Annotated in this window: 27 protein-coding genes, 2 pseudogenes and 1 other annotated feature; of the genes and pseudogenes, 25 read left to right on the top strand and 4 right to left on the bottom strand. The window is 39.5% G+C overall.

What is annotated here, in order from left to right; all coding sequences use genetic code 11:
* The 8 genes from AM592_RS23255 to AM592_RS09310 all read left to right on the top strand — a co-directional run bounded on the left by AM592_RS23255 (position 1) and on the right by AM592_RS09310 (position 6,886).
* A complete protein-coding gene (locus AM592_RS23255) occupies positions 1-150 on the top strand; it encodes a YrzI family small protein (RefSeq protein WP_082363911.1) in 150 nt (49 codons plus the stop codon).
* Positions 151-306: 156 nt separating this feature from the next.
* Positions 307-486: a hypothetical protein gene (locus tag AM592_RS09340; protein ID WP_053603552.1), complete on the top strand. Its 180-nt coding sequence runs from the start codon at positions 307-309 to the stop codon at positions 484-486.
* Positions 487-725: 239 nt separating this feature from the next.
* Positions 726-1,532 carry a creatininase family protein gene (locus tag AM592_RS09335; protein WP_053603551.1) on the top strand — a complete coding sequence of 269 codons (807 nt, stop codon included), beginning with the start codon at positions 726-728 and terminating at the stop codon, positions 1,530-1,532.
* 22 nt (positions 1,533-1,554) lie between these two features.
* On the top strand, positions 1,555-2,349 hold the full coding sequence (locus AM592_RS09330) for an ABC transporter ATP-binding protein (RefSeq protein WP_053603550.1): 795 nt from the start codon (positions 1,555-1,557) through the stop codon (positions 2,347-2,349).
* 5 nt (positions 2,350-2,354) lie between these two features.
* On the top strand, positions 2,355-3,683 hold the full coding sequence (locus AM592_RS09325) for an FAD-binding oxidoreductase (RefSeq protein WP_053603549.1): 1,329 nt from the start codon (positions 2,355-2,357) through the stop codon (positions 3,681-3,683).
* Between the two features lie 28 nt (positions 3,684-3,711).
* Positions 3,712-4,557 (top strand): ABC transporter permease, encoded by an 846-nt coding sequence (locus tag AM592_RS09320; RefSeq protein WP_053603548.1) that lies wholly within the window; start codon positions 3,712-3,714, stop codon positions 4,555-4,557.
* A 15-nt stretch (positions 4,558-4,572) separates the two neighbouring features.
* Positions 4,573-5,571, top strand: a complete 999-nt coding sequence (locus AM592_RS09315) for an ABC transporter substrate-binding protein (RefSeq protein WP_053603547.1) — start codon at positions 4,573-4,575, stop codon at positions 5,569-5,571.
* 52 nt (positions 5,572-5,623) lie between these two features.
* Positions 5,624-6,886 carry an amidohydrolase family protein gene (locus AM592_RS09310; RefSeq protein WP_053603546.1) on the top strand — a complete coding sequence of 421 codons (1,263 nt, stop codon included), beginning with the start codon at positions 5,624-5,626 and terminating at the stop codon, positions 6,884-6,886.
* 21 nt (positions 6,887-6,907) lie between these two features.
* On the opposite strand, the gene AM592_RS23250 is transcribed toward AM592_RS09310, so the two are convergent.
* Positions 6,908-7,069, bottom strand: a complete 162-nt coding sequence (locus AM592_RS23250) for a YjcZ family sporulation protein (RefSeq protein WP_082363908.1) — start codon at positions 7,067-7,069, stop codon at positions 6,908-6,910.
* 143 nt (positions 7,070-7,212) lie between these two features.
* Here AM592_RS23250 and AM592_RS09305 point away from each other — a divergent pair, with 143 nt between their 5' ends.
* On the top strand, positions 7,213-7,683 hold the full coding sequence (locus AM592_RS09305) for a DinB family protein (protein WP_053603545.1): 471 nt from the start codon (positions 7,213-7,215) through the stop codon (positions 7,681-7,683).
* Between the two features lie 9 nt (positions 7,684-7,692).
* On the opposite strand, the gene metG is transcribed toward AM592_RS09305, so the two are convergent.
* The gene (gene metG / locus AM592_RS09300; RefSeq protein ID WP_264080185.1) at positions 7,693-9,351 is read right to left on the bottom strand and encodes a methionine--tRNA ligase; all 1,659 of its coding nucleotides are present in this window, start codon (positions 9,349-9,351) and stop codon (positions 7,693-7,695) included.
* Between the two features lie 23 nt (positions 9,352-9,374).
* Positions 9,375-9,649, bottom strand: a binding site (T-box leader).
* Between the two features lie 146 nt (positions 9,650-9,795).
* On the opposite strand from metG, the gene AM592_RS25455 reads away from it, so the two are divergent.
* The 13 genes and pseudogenes from AM592_RS25455 (at position 9,796) to AM592_RS09240 (ending at position 22,924) form a co-directional block, all read left to right on the top strand.
* Positions 9,796-9,891, top strand: a complete 96-nt coding sequence (locus AM592_RS25455; RefSeq protein WP_429663815.1) for a DUF6688 family protein — start codon at positions 9,796-9,798, stop codon at positions 9,889-9,891.
* Between the two features lie 171 nt (positions 9,892-10,062).
* On the top strand, positions 10,063-10,848 hold the full coding sequence (locus AM592_RS09295; protein ID WP_053603543.1) for an SDR family NAD(P)-dependent oxidoreductase: 786 nt from the start codon (positions 10,063-10,065) through the stop codon (positions 10,846-10,848).
* Between the two features lie 453 nt (positions 10,849-11,301).
* A pseudogene (locus AM592_RS09290) lies at positions 11,302-12,506 on the top strand (MFS transporter).
* 19 nt (positions 12,507-12,525) lie between these two features.
* On the top strand, positions 12,526-12,924 hold the full coding sequence (locus tag AM592_RS09285) for a carboxymuconolactone decarboxylase family protein (protein ID WP_053603542.1): 399 nt from the start codon (positions 12,526-12,528) through the stop codon (positions 12,922-12,924).
* 25 nt (positions 12,925-12,949) lie between these two features.
* Entirely contained in the window at positions 12,950-13,753 is an 804-nt protein-coding gene (locus tag AM592_RS09280; RefSeq protein ID WP_053603541.1) for an amidohydrolase family protein, read from the top strand.
* Positions 13,754-13,879: 126 nt separating this feature from the next.
* The gene (locus AM592_RS09275) at positions 13,880-14,719 is read left to right on the top strand and encodes a helix-turn-helix transcriptional regulator (protein ID WP_053603540.1); all 840 of its coding nucleotides are present in this window, start codon (positions 13,880-13,882) and stop codon (positions 14,717-14,719) included.
* 536 nt (positions 14,720-15,255) lie between these two features.
* A complete protein-coding gene (locus AM592_RS09270) occupies positions 15,256-15,888 on the top strand; it encodes a winged helix-turn-helix domain-containing protein (protein WP_053603539.1) in 633 nt (210 codons plus the stop codon).
* Positions 15,889-16,004: 116 nt separating this feature from the next.
* Positions 16,005-16,889 carry an acyltransferase gene (locus AM592_RS25120; protein WP_053603538.1) on the top strand — a complete coding sequence of 295 codons (885 nt, stop codon included), beginning with the start codon at positions 16,005-16,007 and terminating at the stop codon, positions 16,887-16,889.
* Between the two features lie 13 nt (positions 16,890-16,902).
* The gene (locus AM592_RS09260) at positions 16,903-18,141 is read left to right on the top strand and encodes a glycosyltransferase (RefSeq protein ID WP_053603537.1); all 1,239 of its coding nucleotides are present in this window, start codon (positions 16,903-16,905) and stop codon (positions 18,139-18,141) included.
* A 10-nt stretch (positions 18,142-18,151) separates the two neighbouring features.
* A complete protein-coding gene (locus AM592_RS09255; protein WP_053603536.1) occupies positions 18,152-20,383 on the top strand; it encodes a prenyltransferase/squalene oxidase repeat-containing protein in 2,232 nt (743 codons plus the stop codon).
* Between the two features lie 42 nt (positions 20,384-20,425).
* Positions 20,426-21,487, top strand: a complete 1,062-nt coding sequence (gene rfbB, locus AM592_RS09250; protein ID WP_053603535.1) for a dTDP-glucose 4,6-dehydratase — start codon at positions 20,426-20,428, stop codon at positions 21,485-21,487.
* Entirely contained in the window at positions 21,484-22,380 is an 897-nt protein-coding gene (rfbA, locus tag AM592_RS09245) for a glucose-1-phosphate thymidylyltransferase RfbA (protein ID WP_053603534.1), read from the top strand. The genes rfbB and rfbA overlap by 4 nt, the downstream gene beginning before the upstream one ends.
* 13 nt (positions 22,381-22,393) lie before the next feature.
* A complete protein-coding gene (locus tag AM592_RS09240; protein WP_053603533.1) occupies positions 22,394-22,924 on the top strand; it encodes a chorismate pyruvate-lyase family protein in 531 nt (176 codons plus the stop codon).
* Between the two features lie 130 nt (positions 22,925-23,054).
* Here AM592_RS09240 and AM592_RS09235 read toward each other — a convergent pair whose 3' ends face one another.
* Positions 23,055-23,882, bottom strand: a complete 828-nt coding sequence (locus AM592_RS09235) for an aldo/keto reductase (RefSeq protein WP_053603532.1) — start codon at positions 23,880-23,882, stop codon at positions 23,055-23,057.
* 239 nt (positions 23,883-24,121) lie between these two features.
* On the opposite strand from AM592_RS09235, the gene AM592_RS09230 reads away from it, so the two are divergent.
* On the top strand, positions 24,122-24,703 hold the full coding sequence (locus AM592_RS09230) for a DUF6518 family protein (RefSeq protein ID WP_053603531.1): 582 nt from the start codon (positions 24,122-24,124) through the stop codon (positions 24,701-24,703).
* A 145-nt stretch (positions 24,704-24,848) separates the two neighbouring features.
* Positions 24,849-25,814: pseudogene (locus tag AM592_RS09225) on the top strand (NAD(P)H-dependent flavin oxidoreductase).
* 332 nt (positions 25,815-26,146) lie between these two features.
* Here AM592_RS09225 and AM592_RS09220 read toward each other — a convergent pair.
* The gene (locus AM592_RS09220) at positions 26,147-26,401 is read right to left on the bottom strand and encodes a helix-turn-helix domain-containing protein (protein WP_053603530.1); all 255 of its coding nucleotides are present in this window, start codon (positions 26,399-26,401) and stop codon (positions 26,147-26,149) included.
* Between the two features lie 168 nt (positions 26,402-26,569).
* Here AM592_RS09220 and AM592_RS09215 point away from each other — a divergent pair, with 168 nt between their 5' ends.
* The gene (locus tag AM592_RS09215) at positions 26,570-26,758 is read left to right on the top strand and encodes an SPOR domain-containing protein (RefSeq protein ID WP_053603529.1); all 189 of its coding nucleotides are present in this window, start codon (positions 26,570-26,572) and stop codon (positions 26,756-26,758) included.
* The last annotated feature ends 42 nt before the right edge of the window (positions 26,759-26,800 follow it).

Below are 26,800 nucleotides of genomic sequence, written 5' to 3'. Positions count from 1 at the left end.
ATGACAATTAACCTATTTTTTTTAACATTAACGATTCACAGGCGATTTAAAAGTGCCGAAGAGTACGAACGAGAATTGGAAGTTCAACGAATTTATGAGGAAATGAAAGACAAACAAATTCGCAACATGAATTACTACAACATCCGATAAATGCCAAAGAGGGCAAAATATTAAGAAGGAGAGGATATTATGCAGGTCATTAAAATGGAGCTACTAGCAAGTTATACTATGGAGAAGGACCAGGTTTAGCGAATAATCGGTCAAAAGCCATTCCCGCATTTCTCATTATTGCATAGGATAGTAAAAATGAAAGATGCGGGTGATTCATTGATGTATGGGAACGGACCTAATAAACGGATAGCTTCAATCGGACACGGATATGCCTCTATGCCGCATTCATTTAAGCATGGGTATGGCAATCCATATAGATTAAAAAGGCTTCAGGCTATAGAGAGGGCAAATATTATACCGCCATATTGGTATTAACGACGAAAAAAAGAGTAGCTGCAGTCTCTTTAAAGAGACCGACTGCGAGTTGTTCTTTTTTTTTTCATTCTCAATTGTTATTTTCTCTAAATCATAGATATCTTTTTGTACAACTATACAAATATAGCCATTTATTGAAAGGAAATCTTACGAACAATATGTCTGAATAGTAAGACTATATTACGCTGTAATCATTCCTGCCAGTGATCTTGACATTCTAATATGAGGAGGCAAGACAAATGATTCACAGCCGTTACCAAGGGATTGCATTTGAAAAACGATTTCTCCCGCGATTGACAACTATGCAAATAAAAGAAATGCCAAAAGAGGATGCCCTGCTTGTATTGCCAATAGGAGCGACTGAGCAGCATGGCCCTCATTTGCCAGTCTATACAGATACACTTTTAGGCGAGGGTCTGCTCAACCTGGCATTTACTCATTTGGAAAACGAAAATGTTTGGCTGCTTCCTCCAATTCCATACGGCAAAAGCAACGAGCATTTTGGTCTTGCCGGAACAATAACCTTATCAGCAGCAACTCTTCAAGCTGTCGTCATGGATATTGCAAAAAGTGTGAGTGAAAGTGGATTTAAGAAAATTGTGTTGTTTAATTCCCATGGAGGAAATCACGATCTTCTCAATATGATGGCAAGAGAAATCAGAATTGAAACAGGCTTGATGGTTTTCCGACTTAATTCCACCGCATTTGATGTAACATCTGAAGTCATTTCCGAAAAAGAGCAGAAATTTGGTATTCACGGCGGGGAGGTCGAGACATCAATGGTGCTTGATTTGAAGGAAAGCTGGGTTCAAATGAAGTACAGCACCCGGGAATTTCCCAAGCTCGATGAGGATAGCAACATTTACTTAAAGGGCGGATGCTACTTTGCATGGCTTACAAAGGACATATCCGAGTCAGGTATTGCCGGTGATGCAAGCTTAGGTACGAAACAGAAGGGAGAGCAATTCAATGAAAAGCTAGGCATAAAAATTGCGAAAGTTTTGCTCGAAATGAGCCATTTTGACCTTTGCCGTATCAATCAGTAAATAAAAAGAAGGGAATGGGATCATGAGTCAACAGATCGAGGAAACGAAAGAGAGTAATCTTACATCAGCTTTAGTCGAACTGAACCATGTCTCTAAAATTTATGCTTCCGGAAAAACTGCGGTACAAAACGTAAATTTAACGATTAAAGAAAATGAATTTATATCATTTGTCGGTCCATCTGGCTGTGGAAAATCGACGATCTTTAAAATGATTGCCGGCTTGATCGAACCGACAAACGGATCTCTGAAAATCTTCGGAGAAGAAAAAGGGCAGAATACTTCTGACATTGGCTTTGTCTTTCAGGACGCGACACTTTTGCCATGGCGAACGGTGCTTCAAAATGTCATGCTCCCTCTCGAATTTTTCCCTATAAATAAATCGGAAAAGCAAGAGAAAGCATACGAAGCACTTGAGCTCGTCGGTTTAAAGGATTACGGAAAATCATTGCCAAGGGAGCTGTCCGGCGGTATGCGAATGAGGGTTTCGATTGCCAGGGCCCTTGTAGCCAAGCCGAAACTCCTGTTAATGGACGAGCCATTCGGAGCGTTGGACGAAATCACCCGCCAAAATCTGCAAAGCGAATTGCTGCGCATTTGGGAATCAGAAAAAATGACGGTACTGTTTATCACCCATAATGTGTTTGAATCGGTGTATTTATCAACAAAGGTTGCCGTGATGACAGGAAGTCCGGGGAAGATAGAATCTGTCTTTGATGTACCAATTCCGTTTCCGAGAGAAGATGAAACCCGTTCCACCCATGCCTTTAGTGATATGGTTGCCAAGGTTTCACGCCATTTAAAATCAACTGTGAGGTGAAGGTTATGTGGATCAATGAGCTTAACTCATTACTTGGTGAAAGGAAAGTGATTGTAAAAGAGACGACGCTTAATCGCCTATCAAAAGATTATTATTGGTACTCACCTGTATTATTCGAAGCTTTGAAAGAGAAAGTTGCTGATTGCGCTGTAGCTCCGGATACAGTGGATGAGCTGAAAACCGTTGTCTCTTTTGCTGTAAAACATAAAATACCACTGACTGCAAGAGGCGCAGGCACCGGCAATTACGGACAGGCTATTCCATTGCACGGTGGAATCATTATCGATTTAACAAAATTAAATCAAATGATAGAAGTATCAGAGACTAGTGTCAAAGCGCAGGCGGGAACAAAGCTGGGAATCCTGGAAAAAGAGCTTCGCCGGCAAGGCAAGGAGCTGCGCATTTTCCCAAGCACCTATGCAACAGCCACAGTCGGAGGATTTTTATGCGGTGGCTCCGGAGGTATTGGCAGTATTAGATGGGGCGGCCTTTGGGACGGAAATGTCCTTGGTGTGACGGTGATGACGATTGAAGAAAAACCAAAGCTTTTAACGATTAAAGGAGAAGAGATTCAAAATTATATCCATAATTACGGGACAACAGGCATCGTAACTGAAGCCATTTTGCCCATCGAACTGAAACAGGAATGGGGCCAGTATATCGCTTACTTTCCTTCCTTTAAAGAGGCAGTGTCCTTCAGTGATAAGCTGGCACGAGATGATTCCATAATAAAACGCCTTATTTCTGTTTGTGAATGGCCCATTCCGAAGCATTTCCAGCCTCTGAAAAAATATATACGCGATGGAAAGTCGATCGTTATGCTCGAAGTGGAAGAAGAGGCAGCTGGCAAGCTTAAACGATTGGCTGCAGAATTCTCGGGCGACATTGGATTTGAAATACCGGCAAGCAGCTATCAAAAAGGATTGAAGCTTTCCGATTTTACTTGGAATCATGCGACGTTGTGGGCACACAAGCATGGAGAAAATCTCACCTATCTGCAAGCGAGATTTACGTCAGAGCTTATTTTTCAACAAATGGATAGGATTCGGGAAGCGTTTGGATACGAGGTTCAATTCCATTTTGAATATATCAAAAGCAAAGGAGAAGTGATTCCTTCATCTTTGCCGATCATTCAATACCGCTCGAAGAAACGTCTATATGAAATTATTAATTTCTTCGAGTCGATTGGCGTGGCCATCAATAACCCGCATACATATTTACTCGGATTCGGCGGCTATAACCTCAGAATGGAAGAGATTATGAAGATAAAAGAAGAAAATGACCCGTATCATTTGCTCAACAAAGGGAAAATCCCTCTTCCGAACAAAATATAAGCTTTCAAAGAAGCAAAGGAGAATAAGAATGAATCAATTACAATCAGAAGGCGCCATTCAAAAAGTAAGCTCAAAGCCCATGAAAAAAAACAATAAACAATCTAATGCTTGGATTCCGCCGCTTGTTGTCTTTCTTTTATTTATTCTTTGCTGGCAGTTCGGACCTCCGTTGCTTAATATCAAGAGTTACCTGCTTCCAACACCTGCAGATATCTTTCAAGCATCAATAGAAAATTGGGAGAACCTGAAGAGCTCTGCGATACGCACAATTTCTGAATCAGTTTTCGGATTTATATTAAGTGTCATTGGCGGAGTTGCCGGTGCAATCGTCATGGCTTCTTCGAAAATACTAGAACGAAGCCTGTATCCGTATGCCATTATTCTACAGACGATTCCAATCGTAGCCATTGCGCCAATCATCGTGATTTGGTTTGGCTCAGGAATGAATGCAATTGTGATCATTGCTTTTACGATCGGATTTTTTCCGATGCTGTCCAATACTCTGATTGGATTAAACGCAACAGACAGGGGGATGATCAACCTTCTTCATTTGTACAAAGCTTCGAAGTGGCAAATCATGTGGAAAGTACGGATTCCTTCGGCGCTTCCTTATATTGCAGCGGGCTTGAAAATATCATGTACACTTGCAGTTGTTGGAGCCATTGTCGGAGAATATATTGCCGGGATCGGCGGAGGAGAAGGCGGGCTTGGCTATGCAATTACAGTCGCTTCCTCAAGACTGGAGACGCCTTATCTATTTGCGTGCGGAATTTCTGCTTCAATTCTCGGCATTGTTTTCTTTCTTCTAGTCCAGCTCTTTTCAAAATGGCTGCTAGGCTCGTGGCACGAATCGGAAATGAAAAATGAAAATTAATTTGGAGGGACACCAATGAAAAAAATAAAGTATACAGGTATCTTTATTTCTATTTTATTACTAACGATCCTCTCGGCTTGCGGCGGCAGTGAAGGAGCTTCCGGAGAGGGAGACGGAAACAAGGCCAAAAAAGCCACCTTGATCACAAACTGGTTTGCCCAGCCTGAGCATGGCGGGAATTATGCTGCGTTGAAAAAGGATTTTTATAAGGATGAAGGAATAGATGTAACAGTTGAACCAGGCGGCCCGAAAATCTCTTCCACACAAATTGTTGCTTCAGGAAAAGCCCAGTTCGGCTATTCACAGGCAGAAGATATTTTAATTGCCAGAGACAAAGGGATTCCTCTCGTAGTTATTGGCGCCATTTTTCAAAAAAGCCCGTATGTGTTTATTTCTCATGAAGAATCTGGAGTGAAAGATTTTTCCGACTTAAATGGGAAAAATGTATTCACAGCTCCAGGAGTTGGTTATTGGGAATACATTAAGAAGAAATACAAACTGGAAGATGCAAAAGAGCTTTCTTACACAGGACAGCTGAATACGTTCATTGATGATCCCAAAGCTGTAACACAGGGCTATATTACAAGTGAACCATTTGCGCTTGATCAGCAAGGAGTGAAAAACAGCACACTGCTGATTCATGATTCTGGTTTCCAGCCTTATGGAAACGTGATCTTCACGACAGAAGATACAATTAAAGATAACCCGGAGTTAGTTCAAGCCTTTATGAACGCGACCGTGAAGGGCTGGGATTATTACAAGGATCATTCAGATGAAATCAATCCATTTCTGCAAGAGAAAAACCCGGATTTGGATGTGGAAGCGATGAAATACGGAGCTAAGGCGCAAAAGGAACTTATATTCGGCGGTGATGCACAAGAGAACGGCTTTGGATATATGAGTGAAGAAAGATGGACAAAGCTGCGTGATCAACTCTTGGATCTTAAAATTATCAAAAACGAAGAAGATGTCTCTAAGGCGTATACGACTGAATTTTTGCCGGGAAAACAATGATTTTGAATGATTCACAGAACAACTTACATTCGAATAGGGTGAAGGTGATTAGATGTATGATTCGGTACTAACCAATGTCCGCTTCTTAGAAGATAAAAACCGCTATTCGATCGGAATGATTGACGGCAAGATCTCTGTGATCACAAAAGAAAATATAAATGGTATCCAGAATTATGATGCAGAGGGAGATTTCATTTTGCCTGCTTTTGTTGAAATGCACACCCATCTGGATACCGCTTTGACAGCAGGCGATCCGGCATTCAGTCAATCAGGAACGTTATTTGAAGGCATCCAGATCTGGCAGGAACGAAAAAAACTGGTGACTGAAGAAGACGTGATTAGCCGAGCGACAATAGCCTTGCGTATGCTCATTGAGCATGGGGTATTGCATGTGAGGGCGGCAGTGGATATTTCCCAGCCAACCTTGGATTCTTTAAAGGCCTTATTAAAGGTACGTGAATCATTTAAAGATCTGATCGACTTGCAAATTATTGCCTTTCCCCAGGATGGCTTGATCAGCTGCCCGGAAAACCGTGAACGATTGGAAAAAGCACTATTGATGGGCGCTGATGCAGCAAGTGCAGTTCCGCATTTGGAGACAACGAGAGAGAACGGGATTGCTTCCCTCGATTATTGCTTTTCTCTTGCCAAAGTTCATCAGAAGTTTGTTCATGTATTTTGCGACGAAGTTGATGACGGACATTCGAGATTTATAGAGGCAGTTGCTGATTTAACAATTAAATACAGCATGGAGGGGTTAGTCACTGCGAGCCACGCAAATGCCATGGCGTATTATTCAGATGCGTATTCGCAAAAGATTTTTTCGCTCATTAACAAAGCTAAGCTGACGATTGTGTCGTGCCCCTTGATTAGTTCAGTTACCCAAGGGAGATTTGATTCTTCGCCAAAAGGCAGAGGGATCACGCGTGTAAAAGAACTTCACGAATCGGGAGTGTCTGTATGTATTGCTCATGACGATATTCGATCCCCGTTTTATCCCTTTGGAAACGGAAATATTCTTCAAGCGGCGCATATGGCTAGCCATTTAGCTCACATGACTGGCGAAAAAGAAGTCCTAGATATTATACAGATGATCACTGAAAACGGTGCAAAAGCTTTTGGCATCGCTTCAGACTATGGAATAGAGGAAGGAAACTCGGCAAGCTTCATCACCGTTCCAGCTGATGATATCATGGATTTATTCAGCCGGCAGCTCAAATCCCGATATGTGTTTAAAAATGGCCGTCTGATCGTTTCTACTCCGCCTTCAAAGTCTGTTTGGTATGTCGAACAAAAGAGAAATGTGGGGGATTGATCCCCCGCTTTTTCTATCTACCTAACTAACGTAACAAGCACCAATAATGATTAGAAGAATAAACAACACGACCACAAGCACAAATCCGGCGCCGTACCCTGGATAACCACCAGAATAACCTCCAGGATAACCACCAGCAAACGCAGGCGAGACATTGCTTGGATAACCGTAACCTTTCACCATACACACCACCTTTTACGAATGTCCCTATATTCTATGCGGCTAACACGAAAACGAAAGAAATTACCTGTAAATTAATGAAAACGCCTAGGAATTCAGTGTGTATGTGTCCAATTGATAAAGGGAAAACGATGGGAGGACAACAAATGAACAAAAGACAAAAAGTTCTTTTTGAACAGCTTTATACATACAGAGATGAATTGCTTCAATTGGTTGAAGATGTGTCTGATGAGGCTGCGAACATGATCCCACATGGATGGAACAACAATATCCGCTGGAATTTAGGGCACATTTATCTTGACCAGTATTTATGGATTCACACGTTAACAAAGGAGGAAGTGCCTGTTTCAATGTGCTTTAACGGTTGGTTCGGTTTCGGAACGAGCCCGAAGCAGTTTACTCATGAAACGCCTACTTTTCAAGAACTAATCAAACTTCTAACACAGCAGCCGGATGAAATCAAGGGGAGATATAAAGATCGATTGGAAGAACAATTCCCGCCGACTGAAATGGGAATGCACACGATTGAACAAGTATTGACCCGGACCATCTTCCACGAGGGGCTGCATACTGGCGCGATCCTGGCTATAAAAAAAGGATTAAAGCTTCAGCATTAACCATTCGGACTAGAAAGCTTCGGTTTTTAACCGTTCAAGCTCATCATCGATGCGTTTAACATCAATTCTTTCAAAAAGCGGTTTTACGTAAGAAAGCTTTTCCGCAGGAGCGATCTCTTTCCAAACAAACTCGTTAATTCCGAGCATTTCCTTTACCTGTCTGCTTGAAAAAGGCAGAAAAGGATTCAATAGCTGGGCAGAATTCGTAACAATGTAAAGACAGGTTATTATCGTATGATCACAGGTATTTTTATTTTCTTTGATTTGCTTCCAAGGTTGTTCTTCATCAAAATATTTATTGGAATATCGGATGAATTCAAATATGTTTTCTAAAGCGAGTTTGAAATGAGCTTCTTCGATAAGACGGCCGATTTGTTCATAAAGAGTTCGAACCTTTGTTTGAACAGATGGGTTAACATGTCCTTCAGGAATGAATCCATCATAATATTTCTCAATAAACTTTAAGGATCGGTTGACAAAATTTCCGTAAGCTCCTAACAGTTCACTGTTATGGCTATAGATAAATTCCCGCCAAGAAAAATCTGTATCCCGATTTTCAGGAGCGTTACTTACGAGAAAATACCGGATAGAGTCTGGATGGTATCGTTCAACAAGATCCGGCACCCAGACCGCCCAATTCTTACTCGTTGATAACTTCTTTTTTTCGACCGTCAAGTATTCATTGGAAACAACATGCTGAGGTAGGGCTTTATTCCCAATTCCTAATAAAATGGCCGGCCAGATGATTGTATGGAAAGGGATATTATCTTTTCCGTGTACATAGTATGTTTTTGTCTGTTCATTCCAAAAGAGCGAATCATCCCTGTTGTTTTCTCTCGCCCATTGCTTGCTAGCAGAGTAATAGCCAGCCACAGCCTCTATCCATACATACACTTTTTTTTCTTCGTATCCAGAAACGGGAACGCTGACCCCAATAGGTAAATCCCGTGAGACAGCACGGTCTTGCAATCCCTCGCTTATATACCTTTCAGAAAGCTGAATGGCATTATCACGCCATTTTTTATGTTTTTTTGCATCTGCGATAAAGTTTTCAAGCTCTATCTGGAAAGCACTCAATGAAAAATAAAAATGTTCGGTGACTTTAATTGCAGGAGAACTGCCGCATAGCTTGCACGTTTTTTCTAATAAATCGATCGGATCTAAAATGGCCGAACAATAATCGCACTGATCTCCTCGGGAAGACTGCCTGCAATTAGGACAAATCCCTTCCACATATCTGTCAGGCAAAAATTGATTGCACGATTCACAAAAGGTTTGTTCAATCTCTTTTTTATAAATGAAGCCTTTTTTAAGCAATTCCAAAAAAATCTGCTGGACGATTGTGTGATGATGCCTCGTGTCTGTTCTTGTATAACAGTCATAAGAAAAACCCAATTTTGCAAAACATCGGCTGAACTCTTGATGATATTGGTCAATAATCGCTTTTGGACTGACTCCTTCTTGTTTTGCCCGAATCGCTATGGGAGTTCCGTTACAATCACTCCCGGAAGCGTACAAGACGTTCTCCCCTTTTAAGCGATAATAACGTGCGAGAATATCTCCCGGCAATAAACTGGCGATGTGTCCCAGATGCAAAGAACCGTTTGCATACGGCCAAGCTCCCCCAATAAAAATATTCATATCCTTTTCCTCCTTGAATGTAAAAATAAAAAAACCCCATCCTTATAATGAATAAGGACGAGGTTTTATTCCCGTGGTACCACCTTTATTTACTAACAGCTCACGCCATCAGCCTCTTACAAGTACGGAGTAAAAAAATTACTCTTATACTGTGGTTTTGATAACAAGTACCACACTTGCCGTATCCTACTAACACCCACCTAAGGTACGTTCAGTACGAAGCTCAGAGGCCATTTTTCAAATGAGTATTTTTGCTTCTTTTCAGCTGGCCGAAGCTCTCTGTGAAAAAATACTTCATTTTACTTTTTCTCATCATTGCTTTTATCGATTTAGACCAAATTATAGTTGAAATGAGAGGGAATGTAAATTAATTTTTAGTTAGGGTCTCTAAATAAAAGTGAAAAGGGCGACTTGTAATGCAAGCGAAGAAATCGGCCAACAGATTGCAGCCGATTTTTTTCGTACGCATTGGTGAAGTACTCAAATGGTTGCGGCTACCCTATAGGCAGGCACATTCATTCGAAGTGGTCGGCTGATATCAACTATCTTTTCATGAAGCCATTCTAATGGCTCTTCCTTCTCGTAATATATGCAGTCGATAAGAATCCAGCAAACAGGCTTCATGTCCAATATAGAGAGCTGAGAAAAAAGGATGGCAAATGGAGGAGTAAGTGTTAACGAATTATCTAGTAAAACGTATATACTTTTAGCTAGAAACTTTTTTAGGAGGGACAATGGATGCGACTGAAAGAGAAAGTGGCAATCGTAACAGGTGGAGGCCAGGGCATTGGAGCTGGTATTGCTGAAATATTTGGTAAAGAAGGAGCCAAAATTGTACTTGCTGATGTTAATGAAGAAACAGGCCGCCAAAAAACTGATGAACTGAAAACGGCCGGAGTAGAAGCAATCTTTGTGAAAACAGATGTAAGTGACGAAAACCAGGTGCAGGATTTGATTCAAACGGCAATTGAAGAGTTTGGCGGGATTGATATATTAATTAATAACGCAGCTGTCACGGTGAGAAAGTCCGCGGTTGATACGACGTTTGCTGAGTGGCAGAAGGTAATTGGCGTGAATTTAACCGGAGCATTCCTATGTTCCAAATACTCAATTCCTGAAATAGAAAAGCGAGGCGGCGGCGCCATTGTCAATATTGCCTCGTGGCATGCAGAAAAAACGATTACCCGACTGGCTGCATATGCTGCATCAAAGGGTGGATTAACAGCATTAACGAGACAAATGGCTTTAGATTGCGGGCCATTAAACATTCGAGTTAATGCGGTTTGTCCGAGCACTGTCGATACTCCGCTATTGCGGCAAACCTTTGCAAGCCTTGAGGATCCAGAGGAAGGATTCCGGCAAACTCTTGAATTCCAGCCTTTTGGACGTATCGGTACCGTTGAAGACATTGCAAATGCCTGCTTATTTATGGTATCAAATGAAGCTGCCTATGTTAGCGGCCAAACATTAATGGTCGACGGGGCAGCAATTAATAAAATTGCCAGGCCATTAATGTTCGATTAGTGTCAGAAGTGAAAAGAGCGGCTGCTTATAGTAGCCGTTCTTTTGTTTATTACATCTATGAGAATAATAGTACGAAAGAATGAATTTAAAGAACAAGAAAATCGTACATTAATCCCGAGTGTAATTATTTACCAATTATTTTAAGTGGCCATCTGCTAAATAAATTTGAGGAGTATAATGATTTTATTTTTCCATCCACAAAAAAGTTATCCGCTGTCATTATTAAAACAACAAGGTCTTTCATCACTTAAGCATATTTGAAAATAATGTAATTCAATCCACAAAATCAATCGTTCAGAAAAACATCTAATTTTGGTTGTTTTTTCCTACAAATTTTAAGTTTTTTTATATAATTACTCTCAATAATGGTATTAATAATACTGGGATAAATACACTCCTATTACTCTGTATTCGGCATGGATTATGATTCAGATAGCGTAAGGGGGTGACAATATGGATAACGTCAATGGAGCAAAGTCATCTGGCATTTCAAGAGGATTGGTCTTTCTTATGGCAGTCACCTGCGGGTTTACTGTAGCCAATGTCTATTTGAATCAAACGCTGCTGGTAAGCATGGGAAATACTTTTCATGTTACAGCTGCACAGGCAGGTATTATTGCTACATTAGCTCAAGTAGGGTATGCAGCAGGGAATTTAATGCTAGTTCCTCTTGGCGACATTTTTGAGAGACGTCGTTTAATTCTGAATTTGCTGCTCTTAGTATGTTTATGCTCAGCCGCTGCAGCACTTGCTGTGAATTTTCCATGGCTGGTGATTGCAAATTTATTATTGGGCTTCTTCACCATTATTCCTCAGATTATCGTTCCTTTTGCAGCGGGGCTTTCTAGCGAAAAAGAAAGAGGGAAGGTGCTAGGGAATGTTGCAATCGGATTGGTGTGCGGAATATTGGGAGCAAGGTTAATAAGCGGAATAGTAGATACACAGTATGGCTGGAGAACGATGTACTGGATAACGTGTGCTGCCACCATCATTATCATGGTATTAATCCGTTTTTATCTTCCCAAAAGCAAGGGCGCGAACACTGTTAACTATGGAAAGCTTCTTTCTTCTCTGGGACCCCTGTTTTTACAAGAAAAAGTATTAAGAAAAGCTTGTTTGAGCCAAGGATTAATGTTTGGTGCCTTCAGTTTATTTTGGACGACTTTGGTATTTTTGTTAAGCGATCCTCCTTATTCTTATGGAAGCCAAGTAGCCGGCATGATTGGACTTGTCGGAATCGGGGGAGCGTTTGCCACACCTATCATAGGACGTATTATCGACAGCAAAGGGGCTAGTTTTGCTAATACGCTTTGCATGTCACTTTCATTACTTGCTTTTGTTCTGTTCTTGGCAGGTCAATCGTTTTTAATTGCAATCATTATAGGCGCCTTATTGGTTACGATGGGAACACAAGCCAATCAGGTGGCATGCCAGGCAATCATCTTCAGTTATCAGCTGAAATGCGCAGCCGGCTCAACGGGATCTATATGGTTTCGACTTTCTTGGGCGGAGCGTTAGGCTCGTATTTAGGAGTATTAGCTTGGACCAACTTTCATTGGATTGGCGTTTGTGTACTCGGTATTATCATGATTGGCATAGCCTTCACCTCACTGATTACCTCTATGAGCCCAGCGCAAGAAATGAATGCAAAATCATAAAAAGGGAGATTGATGAATCATGCAAACTAGTGAAAATTATAAAAAAGGGTTAGAAGTGTTAGAGCAAATTGATAAGGATAATTATGAAGCAATTGTAAACAGCTTCAAAGAATCGGTTGCTCCTGATCTAGGAACATTGGCAGTGGAGTTTAATTACGGCCAGATTTTTTCAAGACCAGGCCTTGATTTGAAATCCAGGCTGTTAGCTACAGTAGCAGGATTAACAGCGCTTGGAAATACAGAACAGTTAAAATTTTATATTAACGGAGCATTAAATGTAGGATGGACACAAGAAGAAATCATCGAAGTCATGATGCAGATGATTATTTACTCAGGATTTCCTAACGGCTTAAATACAATTTTAACAGTTGCCTCAGAAGTGTTTGCGGAAAGAAATGAAAAACAGGCAGTAAAATAAAATTTAACAAAAGCGGAGGTAAATTATGATAATCGACAGCCATTCACACGTAATCATTCCAAATAACAAACACATTGAAATAATGAAAGACGCAAATGTTGACATGACGATTCTTTTTTCTACACTTATTCATCCTGAAAAAAGCGAGTCTTACGATGAGTTCATTGAAGAAATGGGAATGCTGCAGAAAATATTAAATAATCAGATCAACGGAAAAGAAGCAAGAGAACGGTCATTACAAGAATTGGTGGATACAGTTAATCGGTTCCCTGAACGTTTTATTGGCTTTGGCCCGGTTCCTGTCGGCATGTCGGCGCAAGATACTGGTGAATGGATCGAGTCGAAAATTGTAAAGAATAATCTCAAAGGTTTGGGTGAGTTTACGCTTGGCCCCAATTCAATTAAACTGCTGCAGCCAGTTTTCGAATCGGCAAATGAGTTAAATGGCCTTCCGATTTGGATTCATACATTTTCTCCGCTTAGCATTAACGATATTAAGGAACTCGTCGAATTAACGAAACAGTTTTCAAAGGTTCCGGTCGTTTTTGGTCATCTTGGTGGGTTAAATTGGCTGGAAACGATCCAGATGGTTAAAGACATACCAAACGGGTACCTGGACATTTCTGCTTTTTATACGACGTTTGCTTTGTCATTGGCGATGAAGGAAGTACCAGACAGAACGATGTTCAGCTCTGATTACCCTTACGGGGACCCGTATCTCGCTATTGAAGCTGTAAAAAGATACGCACCCAGCAAAGATATAGAAAGAAGAGTATTAGGGGAAACGATCGCTGACTTGTTGAACATTACTGTTCCGTCGCCAAGTTAAACATAATCTTTTTCTGTATTGTGAAAAAATGTCATAATCAAATTCATTCTGCTCCTTTTTCATGTAGAATAATATAAGGAAATTCATTATATTAATTATTCTCATCAATTAGGAGGAGTGATTGTATTGGATGGAAAAAAAGAAAAAAGAAAAGAACTCGGTGACTTCTTGAAATTAAGAAGGTCTAAATTATCTCCTCAAGAATATGGGTTACCGTTAGGCACGAGAAGAAAAACAAAGGGTCTCAGAAGAGAAGAAATGGCTCAGCTTTCTGGAATCGGGCTAACCTGGTATACATGGCTGGAACAAGGAAGAGATATTCAGGTATCGACACAGGTTTTGGAAAGCATATCACGAGTGCTCAGATTGAACTATGAGGAAAAGAGGCATGTTTTTCTTTTAGCAGGGCAGCATATTCCTCTGGATGATCATAATAGCTCAAAACAAACCTTACACCCAGTCGTGCAAAACTTTATCCATCATTTAAAAGATTGTCCTGTTTACGTGACGGATGAGAAATGGGATATTATTTCTTGGAATGAAGCTGCATGTGTGGTTTTCGGAGATTTTAAACGCATGAATAAGAAGGAAAAGAACGCGATTTGGCGCTGTTTTTGTTCTGAGGAATATCAAAACCTTCTTGCAGATTGGGAAGGCCACGCAAAAAAACTGCTTGCTCAATTTCGATCAACAGCAACCCGATTCATCGGAGAAGAGTGGATCAAAGAACTGATCGATGAATTGACAGAAAAAAGTGCCGAGTTTCGCCAATGGTGGAATCATCATGAAATATTAGGTACCCCTATCGGTGAAAAAGAAATACATCACCCGGTTGTCGGTACTATGTTTATGGAGCATGCAACGCTCCAAATATACGATTCTCCCGATTTAAAACTGACCATTTACAGACCTTTGGAAAAAGAGAATACGATTTCTAAACTCAATCAGCTACTATCTGTACATTAAAGCGTGCCATTTAATGGCACGCTTTCTTTGCGGGAATATACAGCTTCAATCAATCGTAAATAGATTGGGACAATATGCCTATTTATATCAAATTTTATTTTTTTAATAAATCTTATTTGGGAAGTAAGTCCCCTGCCGCAGGGATCCTGGGTGGGGGATCTATTGCCCAAGAGCTAGAGTGGGTTTACCTAAAATAAGATGAGTGAACAAAGGCTAAGTTGCTCAGTATTCCTTTTGCGGCGCCTTCACAAGCGAATGTGCAGAACAAGCAGCCTTAGAATGAAGATTACTGAACCACAGTCTGGATTCCATATTGTCAATCGTTAGACCAAAACTATTTTCTTATCTTACTTCATTATTATCGCTTTGTAGTGCTTTATGGCCCTGATCCCATTTAATTGCTTGAAAAAGAGAGGTTAAAGGGACAAGAGCATGTTCAAATGAAAATCTATTAATAACACAAAAAATCAATCTAAGAGAATGATTGAGGATTTGTTTATCATAAGAAGTAATGATGAAATTGGAGGAATAAGGAAATGTATGAAGCGATTGTTATTACAGAAAATGAATATTTAGTATGGATTCTCGAAATCTCATTGTCTGCGTTTAAATTTAAAATATTTAATACACACGATCTTCCCTTGATTAACAAAATTTCTCCCCGACTATTAATATTTGATTTTCCTTCTGCCCATCAAGATTCTAATTCGATACACAATATACTGAAAATCACGAGCTGTCCTGTCATGCTGATTGATTCTACTAAGCAGCAAAATATCTCCGATACAGTAAACGCCTTGAAAAATGGAGTCGGCCAACTCAAAGACGAGATAACGGTAGAACATCAAACGGCGTTTATCCTTAGACAAGGCTTGATATTCGACATAGCGAACCATTGTATTCAGAACGGCAACGATAGAATTTCTCTCTCCACCATCGAATTTAAACTTCTTTATTGCTTAGTGACATCAAAAAAACCCCTAACATCTGATGAATTAATCGACTACCTTGATACTACGGGTCCAGCGGTATTATACGTATACATCAAAAAAATCAGAGAAAAAATTGAGGAAAATCCGTGCCAGCCCAAAATTTTAATTAACGAAAGAGGAAAGGGATATCTATTAAAAAGCAAAGAAAAACATGTGCTTCAAGAAAGCAATCTATAAAAAAATTAATGCTGAATCTTAATGTTTATTAGAAGTTGGGAATTCTATTAAATGGTATTCTCAAGTTAAAGGAGGTGAAGCAAATACTGGACGTATATGAAAGCGAGTTAAATCGAATGAATGATTTTATTGCTAATGAAGCTTATCCCCTTATTGAACCTGGAGTAAAGTTGTTTAGTTCTACTGTTGACCACTATTCGTGGATCAGGCGTGAAACAACCTTAATCAACACAACGATTGGAAAAGATGTTTTTATCGGATTTCGGTGCTCCTTTGAAAATGCAAAAGTCGGTCAAGCCGTACAAATTGCTTCTAAAGTAAGTGTTGGAAATGGACATAGGCAGACCACAATTGAGAAGTATGCGTGGATTGGAGCAGGCGTTTATATTGATGGAGGCATTACAATTGGAGAGGGAGCTATTGTGGGTGCGGGCAGTGCTGTATATGAAGATGTACCGCCATACAGTATAGTTGTCGGTAATCCGGCTCGGTTCTTAAAGGAAAGAAAAGTTGAGAAAGACGGGGCGCCTGAATTTAGATCTTTTTTAACGAGTCAGCAAAAACTATTAAAAAATAAGCAATATGGCGATAGTCAACTTAAAGACGGACGTAATCAATTTATAGATGCAGATCTGAATGTAAAAGGAACACAAATAATCGGTGAAAATGTAATCATGATCGGAAAACGCATCTACAGCGCCTCTGGTACCTTGATTACAGATGGAGGGATCACAATCGGCAACCAGGCAGTTGTCGGTGACGATTCAATCATTGAAGGTGGAGGAAGGGTTACTATAGGTGACAATACTGTAATTGGTAAGGGAGTCCATATTCTTTCGACCTCCCATGATTACAAGAAACTGTCTCTGCCAATGGTGACAAAACCGGTTTTAATCGGAGACAATGTCGTAATTGAAGACCAGGCTATTATTTTTGGCGGGGTGTCAATCAAAAGCGGAACGCGCATAAAAGCAAACAGCTTAATCAATAAAAGTGTTTGAAAGGAGAGAGGATATGACTAAAATTTTTATGGTTCCGAATCCTACAGGAACCGGCCACAATATGAGGATGTATTCGATAGCCTGTAAGCTGACAGAGAATAAAGACGCAGATGTAACAATCGTGCTTAGCTCTCTTCAAGACACGTTTACGCCATTAATTGAGAACATCGGAGCACAAGTGATCAATTTTAATCCTGAAAGAGTCGTAAATTATTCGAAAAAATCGCATCTGGAAGAAGAGCTTACGTGGCAAACAATGATTAATCAATATTTTTCAGATACCTTTTTTAACGGGTCTGTCATTTTGAAATACATGTCCTTATTTTCTGAGAACAAACCTGATGTAGTCGTTAGCGATTACAATATTAATGCCAGCATTGCTGCTTGTATGCTTAACATTAAACATGTTTTTGTCACTGAAAGATTTAATTTTACGTTGGTTGATGTTTCTAATGAATTATTAAAAAAAGGCGGCTTCCGTTTAAATGAGGCTGAGCTCGATTCCGCCAGAACGTCAATGAACGAGTTGTTTAAATGGTTAGGAAATAACACTGAGCTTATACTTACTGATAAACCATATGTAGAAGAAATGGATCGTAATTCATTAATCAAGACATTTTTTGATGAGGGTAAAGCCCATTTTGTCGGTCCTATGATCAGATCGATCGAACAAAAAGAAGATCCATCATTTCTCTCATCTTTAGGCATAAACGAGGAAGCATTCCCGTTAATCACTGCTACTGTAAGTGGTACTACAATGTTCAAAGAAAACAAGAAAAAATTACTAGATTTATACATTGATATGTTTCAGAAAATTAAAAAAGATTATCCGCAAGCTCAAATGGTATTGTTGGCCAGAGAAAATTTAGTGGTTCCTGAAGGTATTTTATCCTTGCCTTATATAAGTAACTGGATTCCACTCCTGAAAAAGAGCAATGTTTTACTTTCTCATCCTGGATGGATCACTGTTACTGAAATCTCAGCTATGGGGATACCGGCAATTTTCTGCTTAGCATCATTCAAAGAATACCATGAAGCAGAAGCTTATCTTCGCCTCGACAAACTGGGCTATCAAACACATTACGGATTTGACCTCGATTCATTGGTTGAAAAAGTTGATAGTACGATAAACAATAAAGATCTGGTCACATCGATTTATAAAAATGTATATGAAGATTCAAATGGAGCTTCAAAAGCTTCTGACTATATATTAAGTGTTGCTCTTCAAGAAAACCAAAAAATTTTAAATTGAGGTGTGAAACATGTCGACAGTACTGACAGCAGATCCAATAAAAGAATTCTTAATCAAGCGTCTGTATGACAAACAATGGAACGGGTTCTATACAGCAATCGAAGGCGAAGATAATATTGTCTGTGATGATAAGCGTTTGGAAGATCAAATCTTTGCTCTCATTGCGCTTGCCGAAGCAGGAGCAGAAAAAGATTCATTGCAAGAGATGGTGAGCATTTTAAATAAGTTTTATGATGATTCGACGGGGTCTTTTCATGAAATGATTGATAGATTTGGTATTGTGCATAGTGTAGGAAGAGTTAGGCACACGCATATTCAACTGTTGGCATCCTATGGTTTGTTGAGATTAGGTGAATATGTAGAGGATGAAATGCTGATCCAAAAAGGCCTATCGCTCTTTCAGCTTATCAATGAAAAAGTTCTATCTAAGAACGCGCCTTCGATTTTGAATGAGCAATTAAATGAACCTATTAGTTATGACAAATCGGTTTTAAGTTTTATTTACGGGATGTTCGCTGCAGAAAAGGCCTTTCAGATCACAGAAGATCAAGAGTATAAAAATCTTTTGAACATCTTTGTGAAAAACTTGGCATACTTTGAAGATCAAGATTTCGGAGGATTGTACGAAAATTTGCTAATTGATCAAACACCGATGAAAAACAAGGGCAAAAAAGCATTTTCCCATGCAGCTGCGGCATTAGCATTCATCAAAGCTGGGCGTTTATTAGAAAATGAAGAGTTATTTGAAAAAGCGAAGCAGTATTTTATGTATATCACTGACCGTTTTAAGCATCCGTTTTTGGGCGGGTATTGGAATAAAAGCGATGTATCAGGAAAAGTGAAGGTCGACCCGCTTCAATCGTATTACGGAAATGAAGAATCTCCGTTTCCAGTGAAATTAACTATGGATCAGACGTTGTTACTATTATGCGCCGATCAATTGCATCAGTTATATCCTAATGAATCTTTTCAGATGCTGACTCAGGAGTTGGCTTCGGAAGTCAGCCGGTTTATTGATGAGTCCGGCGGCGTATTCATCGGTCAGGGCAATTGGTTTTCTACACCAGTAGACCCGACAGTCCCTCTCATTCGTCATTTTATGGTACCGCATCATACAGCCGGGGCGTTCTACGCTGGTAATACGGGTTACCTTCCGCTCCACGAAAAGCACACGAAAACCCAAGCTCTCACCTTGCTTTGTTACAGTCTGAGTCAATCTATCGTCCCAGGACGCAACACCACAACAGAGTATAAGAAAAAATCACCTCTTGATGTAAAGCAATTGGATTTTGATTTAACAAAGGTTTCATATGGAAAAGAAATGAATTTGCAAATTGATAAAGCTCTATATTTATCTTGGCTGAGTAAGACAAGATCAGGTTCAGGATTCGGACTCACGCCTTACCGGTCACCTTTGGGCTTTCGTTCTGATACTTCTCCACAAAACTTTTCAGCCTTGCATGTTGTTTCAGATCTTACAGTAATGGGTGAAGAGATCACAGAACAAGACAGAGAATCGATTCTGAAAGGAATGTTTGATTGCCAAAATCAAGATGGGGGCTTTGCAGAGCAAGCGGGCCATTTGAGTGAGGTGTTCACCACTTATTGTGTCGTCTTGACTGCTTTCATCTTAGGATCAAGTGTACCGAATAAAGAAAAATGCATACAATTTATTCAAAATTGCCAAAATTCTGATGGTGGATTTGGAAATTCGAAAGGTTATCCAAGTGACGTGTGGCATACAAATTTAGCGGTATTAGCTTTACACGCACTAGGAACGAAGCCATTAGATGAAGCGGAATGTTTAGTTTTTTGTGCTTCCTGCCAAAACGATGACGGAGGTTATGGTGTAAGGCCGAATGCACCTTCAGATACCTTTTCAGTTTTTCGTGCAGTCGACACCATCCTGGTTTTAGAACATCAACCAGCTGAATTAAACAAGACCATCCAATGGCTGCAAAGCTGTCAGACAGATACTGGAGGATTTATGTACAAGCCGGGATCGGTCGAAAGTTTTGTTGGAAGCTATCACGCGATAGCCGCCCTTTACCTATTGGGAGAATTGCCAAAGAAATTGGAAGAATGTAAAACCTGGCTCAGTCAGCACCAGTCTAAAGACGGCGGATTTTCAAGAGCGATTAACGCACCGTCTGATACGACAGATGAAGGATTTATCTGTTTGCAAGCCTCTTATATGCTTGAAAGAAATCTAAATCCTTATTGGGTTGCGATCATTACGTAATAAATCAAACTGCACATACGAATTCCAAAAGGAGGAATTATAGTGATTTATTTAGTAACTGGCGGGGCGGGCTTTATCGGAGCAAATTTTTTAAATTATATTGTCCCCAAGCAAAAAGATGACATCTTTATAAATATAGATAATCTTGGCTATTCCGGGAATTTACTCAATGTTGAAAACATAGAAAGCCACGAAAATTATCATTTTAGAAATGTCGATATTCAAGATTATAATGGCTTGAAACAAGTATTCAGTGAATGGAACCCTGATGTCATCATTCATTTTGCAGCTGAAAGCCACGTTGACAGAAGCATTCTAAGCCCTCTTCATTTTATGAAGACAAATATTCTTGGCACATTCAATTTGCTGGAGCTGGCAAGGAATTTTTGGAAAGATAAAGAACACTGCCTTTTTCATCATGTAAGCACGGATGAAGTATATGGGAGTTTGAAAGAATCAGGGTATTTTACTGAAACAACTCCTTATCATCCCAACAGTCCTTACTCTGCTTCAAAAGCAAGCAGTGATCACTTAGTGCGTGCTTATTTTCATACGTATGATTTGCCGGTGACAATTTCAAATTGCTCAAACAATTATGGTCCCTATCAATTTCCTGAGAAGCTCATTCCGATGACACTTTCCAATTTTCTAAACGGAAAACCTATACCTATATATGGAAACGGGCAAAATATTAGAGATTGGCTGTACGTGGAGGATCATTGTCAAGCGATATGGCACATCATTCACAATAGTGAGGTCGGAGAAACTTATAATGTTGGTGGCAACAACGAATTGACGAATCTTGAAGTCGTCCGTGTGATTGCCGATAATCTTTCAGCATTCACAGGGGTTGACTCATCAAGATATTTAGAACAAATAACTTATGTGAAAGACAGGCCTGGACATGATTTCAGATATGCGATTGATGCAAGCAAAATCAAAAATACATTAGGCTGGTCTCCGGAAGAAACGATTGAATCCGGAATGAAGAAAACCGTTAAATGGTATTTGGACCATCAAGATTGGATAGAAAAAGTCAGCTCTGGCGATTATCAAGGCTGGATCAAGCTTAATTATTCTAATAGAGAGGTGGGCAATCGATGAAAGGAATTTTATTAGCAGGAGGGAATGGCACCCGTCTTTACCCTCTAACAAGAGTGACGAATAAACATTTAATGAGCATTTATGACAAGCCAATGATTTTTTATCCGTTATCTACGTTAATGCTGGCTGGCATTCGGGAGATCGCTTTAATATCATCACCAAAAGATTTACCGTCCTATAAACAATTGCTCGGAAGCGGTGAACATCTGGGACTTTCAATCACTTATATCGAACAAGAAAAACCAGAGGGAATTGCTCAAGCCTTCACTCTTGCTGAAGACTTTATTAACAGAGATTCTGTATGCCTTACATTAGGCGACAATATTTTTTACGGGGACGGTTTCTCTAAATTGTTGAAGGATTGCACAGAATTAGAAGAGGGGGGCATCGTGTTCGGCTATCAAGTGAATGACCCTGAGCGATATGGAGTCGTAAGCTTTGATCAGGCAGGCAATGTAATTGATATCGAAGAAAAACCTCAAGTCCCTAAATCTAATTATGCCATCCCTGGTGTGTATTTTTATGACAATAAAATCGTTGACATTGCCAAAGGACTGACTCCTTCCGCTAGAGGCGAGCTGGAAATCACCGATGTCAACTTGTATTATTTGCAAAGAGGTCAGCTGAAGGTAAAGTTATTTGGCCGCGGAAGTGCCTGGCTTGATACAGGAACGCCCGATAGCTTGTTAGATGCAAGCAATTTTGTCGGAACGTTGGAAAAAAGACAAGGAAACAAAATTGCCTGCTTGGAGGAAATTGCGTATAAAATGGGTTATATCTCAATAGATACGTTAACGAAAAATATTTCCGCCATGCCTAATGGAACCTATAAAAAATATCTTGCGCAAATCCTGAAAAATGAAACAGCAAGCGTTGCCGCTGTAACATCATAAAGGAGGGCACGGCATGAGCACGACACAAAAAGAACAAAGCGTTCTGCTTGAACCTCTTTTAAATGTGCTTTTAAAAATTGACGGTTCGACAACATTAGCGTTGGAAAGCATGACTCAATCTGAACTGGAGCTGCAATTAATCAGCCATACGGTCGTTCCGGAAGAACAATTGCCTCCAGAGGTGAAAATAGCATTTACCGGTAATGGACCGTTTATCAAAAGAAGAACCAGTTTAATGATCGGTAATGAGATGATCTCTGAAAACATCGTATATTATGATTTGTCTCTTTTCTCAAACGGTTTATCGATTGACTTAAATAATGGTGAAGTACCTATTGGAAAGTTAATTAAAAGTACAGAGTATCGAAGAGACATTTTGTTTAGCGGATGGATTAGTCCGCAACAAATCAAATCATTTGGATTTACGATCGGCAAGAGATCTCCTTTGAAAAAATACAAGATCGTGAAAAACAATTCATGCTGGTTCTATATCTATGAACTTTTCAACACAGATATCATTTATCAAAATCTCAGCCCATCATGATAAGTGGGAGCTGCCTGTGAGACAGGCAGCTTTTTCATTTTTAGCTATTTTAGATTTATTTGTTCAATCCAGCGGTGTTTCAAAAATGAATGATAAAATGCTTAATAATGCGAATGAAATCATTCTCCACTTATCCAAATACTAAATGAAAGTGATCAGGATGCGGTCCAAACCGGCGATTTTCGTTTAATTTGTTAATTGAAACAATATCTTCATTATTAAGTGAGAAGTCAAAAATATTAAAATTTTCCTTGATTCTTTTAGGGTTTGAAGATTTAGGTATAGGAATGATTCCTTTGTGCATATGCCACTTAAGGATAACTTGTGCAACTGATTTATTGTATTTTTCAGCTATAGCCAAAAGAGAACGATCGTGTACAAGACTGCCTTGCCCTAATGGACTCCATGCTTCTACTTGTATGTTTTTGTTTAGACAATAATCGTGTAAATTATTTTGGACTAAATAAGGATGATATTCAATTTGGTTGATCACAGGCAGCACATTACAATTGGAAATCAGTTGATCCAAATGGCTGATTTGGAAATTACATACACCGATGGCTCTGATATATCCTTCTTCATATAATTTCTCCATCGCTCTCCAGCTATCTAAAAATTTATCTTGAACAGCCCAATGAATTAAGTATAGATCCAAATAATCAAGCTGAAGGAGCTTCATGCTTTTCTTAAACGCCTGCAATGTAGATTGATATCCTTGATCTGAATTCCATAGTTTAGTAGTTATAAATAGTTCTTCTCTCGGCAGGACGAGATTCTTAATTGTTTTCCCGACTTCCTTTTCATTCCCGTATGCTGCTGCGGTATCGATTAACCTGTAACCTGTCTCATAAGCGTGAGAGAGAGTCGTTTCTACTTGATCTTTGTTCCTGACCTGCCATAAACCGATTCCTGTTGAAGGGATAACTACATCATTATTTAGTACTTTTACGTTTTCCATTTATTCTCCTCCTTTTGAATCTTTGTTATATTTAGAATAATTCATTTTGCAATCATAAAGAAGATTTGTATTTATCATAGTATTAATAACAATAACTACACATACACCTTTCATTTGCTTTGGTGAATATTGTGTAATCGTGGACGAGGAGGTCTTTGTATTTGTTTAAAAAAGAAACTTTGAACAAAATAAGGGGAGAGCAATTGGCTTCAGCAACAATACAGTAAAAGACTTTACAATTGCTGTCATTATTTGCTTTAGGCATGCTTCTTGGCTTTAAAGCCAAATATAGCGATACGATTCCGTCAAACGGGATAATTGGAAATGTATGGTGTGTTATCAGTGATATAACCACCAGATTAGGTATATGGATTCTGTTGGCTACAATTATTGCTGTATGGAGCAGGAATCCGAGAATTGGAGCGTTAAAAGTTTTTGTATTCTTTGTCGGAATGCTGTTGATATATTATATTTTTTCAATGTGGTTATTTGGTTTTTTCCCAACCTATTACTTTATCCGTTGGGGTCTAATTGCGTTAGCATCGCCAATAGGAGCCTATATCGTATGGTTTAGCAGAGGAAACGGATGGATTGCAGCGTTATGTGCCGCACTGCCTATTAGTTTGTTAGTTTCAGAGGGCTATCCGTTTTTTTATATGTTTGTAATCACTCTTGGGTTTGATATCTTGGCAGTAATCATATTATTTCTAGTTTTAAAAATGAATAAGAAACAATGGTTGCGAGTCATTACTTCGGTATTACTCATAGAGTTTATACTTATAAAATCAAATGCACTATCATACATATTTGGCGGTCTATAAGAGATAAAATATCCACCACAGATTCAAGAGATTAGTAGATATAATTGTTTTTTTATGAAGATTTGATTAATCAAGGTTAGTGTGAGCTTACCTTTTGAACAGGTGTAGATTATTTTTTAGCAAATAATTAAGGGAGTGTCAGCAATTGAAAACACGAGTGACGAAAATATTGGGAATTCAATATCCGATCGTACAAGGAGGTCTCGCTTATTTAGCCTATGCCGACCTTGCAGCTGCGGTTTCTAATGCTGGAGGGCTCGGACAAATTACAGCGATGTCTCTAAAAGACCCGGAAAAGCTTCGAAATGAAATAAGAAAAATACGAACATTGACCAATAAACCGTTTGGTGTCAACTTCGCCATTGGCAGACAGTATGAGGAATCTTACGCCGACCTTCTCGAGGTTGCCATTGAAGAGAAGGTACCTGTTATCTAGATCACCGGGGCAAACCCGACACCGATTTTTGAACGGCTGAAAGATGAAAACATCCGTACACTCGTTTTGGTTGCAAACACTAGACAAGCGCAAAAAGCTGAAAAACTTGGCGCAGATGCCGTAATGGCTGTAGGGAATGAAGGAGGCGGCCATTTAGGATTGGATGAAGTTGGAACAATGGTTCTCATACCGCGAGTCGTTGAGTCAGTATCCATCCCTGTGCTGGCAAGCGGAGGAATTGGAGATGCAAGAGGATTCTTAGCAGCACTTTCACTCGGAGCAGAAGGAATCGAAATGGGAACCCGCTTTATCGCCACGAAAGAATGCGTTCATGCTGGGGATGTGTACAAAAACGCGATTATTGAAGCTAATGAAACGGATACTGTAATCATCAAAAAGAGCTTGCGATCACCGGGTCGCGTTCTGAGGTCAGATTACACTGAGCAAATAATTGCCCGGGAAAAAGCCGGTGAAACCTACGAAGATTTAAGAGAGGTAATCAGCGGAAAAGCTAATTGCAGCTACATTTACGAAGGAAACGAAAAAGAAGGATTCGGATGGGCAGGACAAGTCATCGGCCTGATCAACGATATTCCAACTGTAAAAGAATTGATTGATGAGATAGTGACCGGTGCTGAAAAAGGGAATAAGCGCTTGAATCAGATGTTTGATTAAAGAGAACAGCCCTACCACATTAGAGTGATGGGGCTAACAAAAAAGTATTCGTAAGTATTATTCTAAGAGATTGCAAATAAATTGAAAAGCCCTAATTCGGGCTCTTTTTTAAATCAGTTTATCGTTCACAAGCATAATTATCTTTATCAAGATCCATTTAGAGTGATACGCTGGATGGGAGCTTGCTATAAATAAATGGAGTTGAACACCCATAATTTTCAAATGTGTAGGTTAATATATCTGGGTCAAAAACCCTATTTTTTAAATAAAAAAATTCACTTAGTTATGTATCATCTATATGCTGGGTGAACTGAAGCCCAGGGATTTTTGCATTATTTCTTTTTCTGTTCATCCCCAGGCTTACGTCCTCTTTCAGCTTCGAGCAACCATTCTAGCATCTTGATTTTCTCTTCCTTAGTAAATTCTCCATCGCTTGCTGCCACTTTTACTTCAGGATTGTCGACTATTCTTTCTGCAGTTTGACGATAACTTTCGCCTCTTATAAGGTAATCAGTTGATACCTCGAAGAAATCCGCGATTTTCAATAATGTATCATAGTCTGGTTTTCTTTTATCTCTTTCGTACATGCCTATAGTGCTTTCCGAAGCTTTTAAAATTTTACCTAACTCTTTTTGAGTTATTTTTTATCATTTCTAAGCGCTCTTATACGCTTTCCTAAAGTCGACATTTTACATTTGCCATACATCAGCTCCTGCCATTTTGATCGAGGTATGTTTTATTGATAGCAAAACGATATGAAAATCCTAAATACAAAAATGAACGATATTGCTAATGCGATTGTAAAAGCAACCACTGGCAAGTCTGTTCATGAGTTAAGACCACCAAAGAAAGACGATAATAAAGAGGAATTGTATAAGGTTCAAACGGGTGCATTTAAAGATAAAGAAAATGCAGAAAAACTAACCAAGGAACTTAAAAAGTAAGGCATTTCTTCGTATATTACAAAAGAGTAATCAAAAAAGCCC

Origin of the sequence: Bacillus gobiensis (assembly GCF_001278705.1) — a bacterium.
Taxonomy (GTDB): domain Bacteria; phylum Bacillota; class Bacilli; order Bacillales; family Bacillaceae; genus Bacillus; species Bacillus gobiensis.
This window is presented reverse-complemented; position numbering and strand designations above follow the sequence as displayed.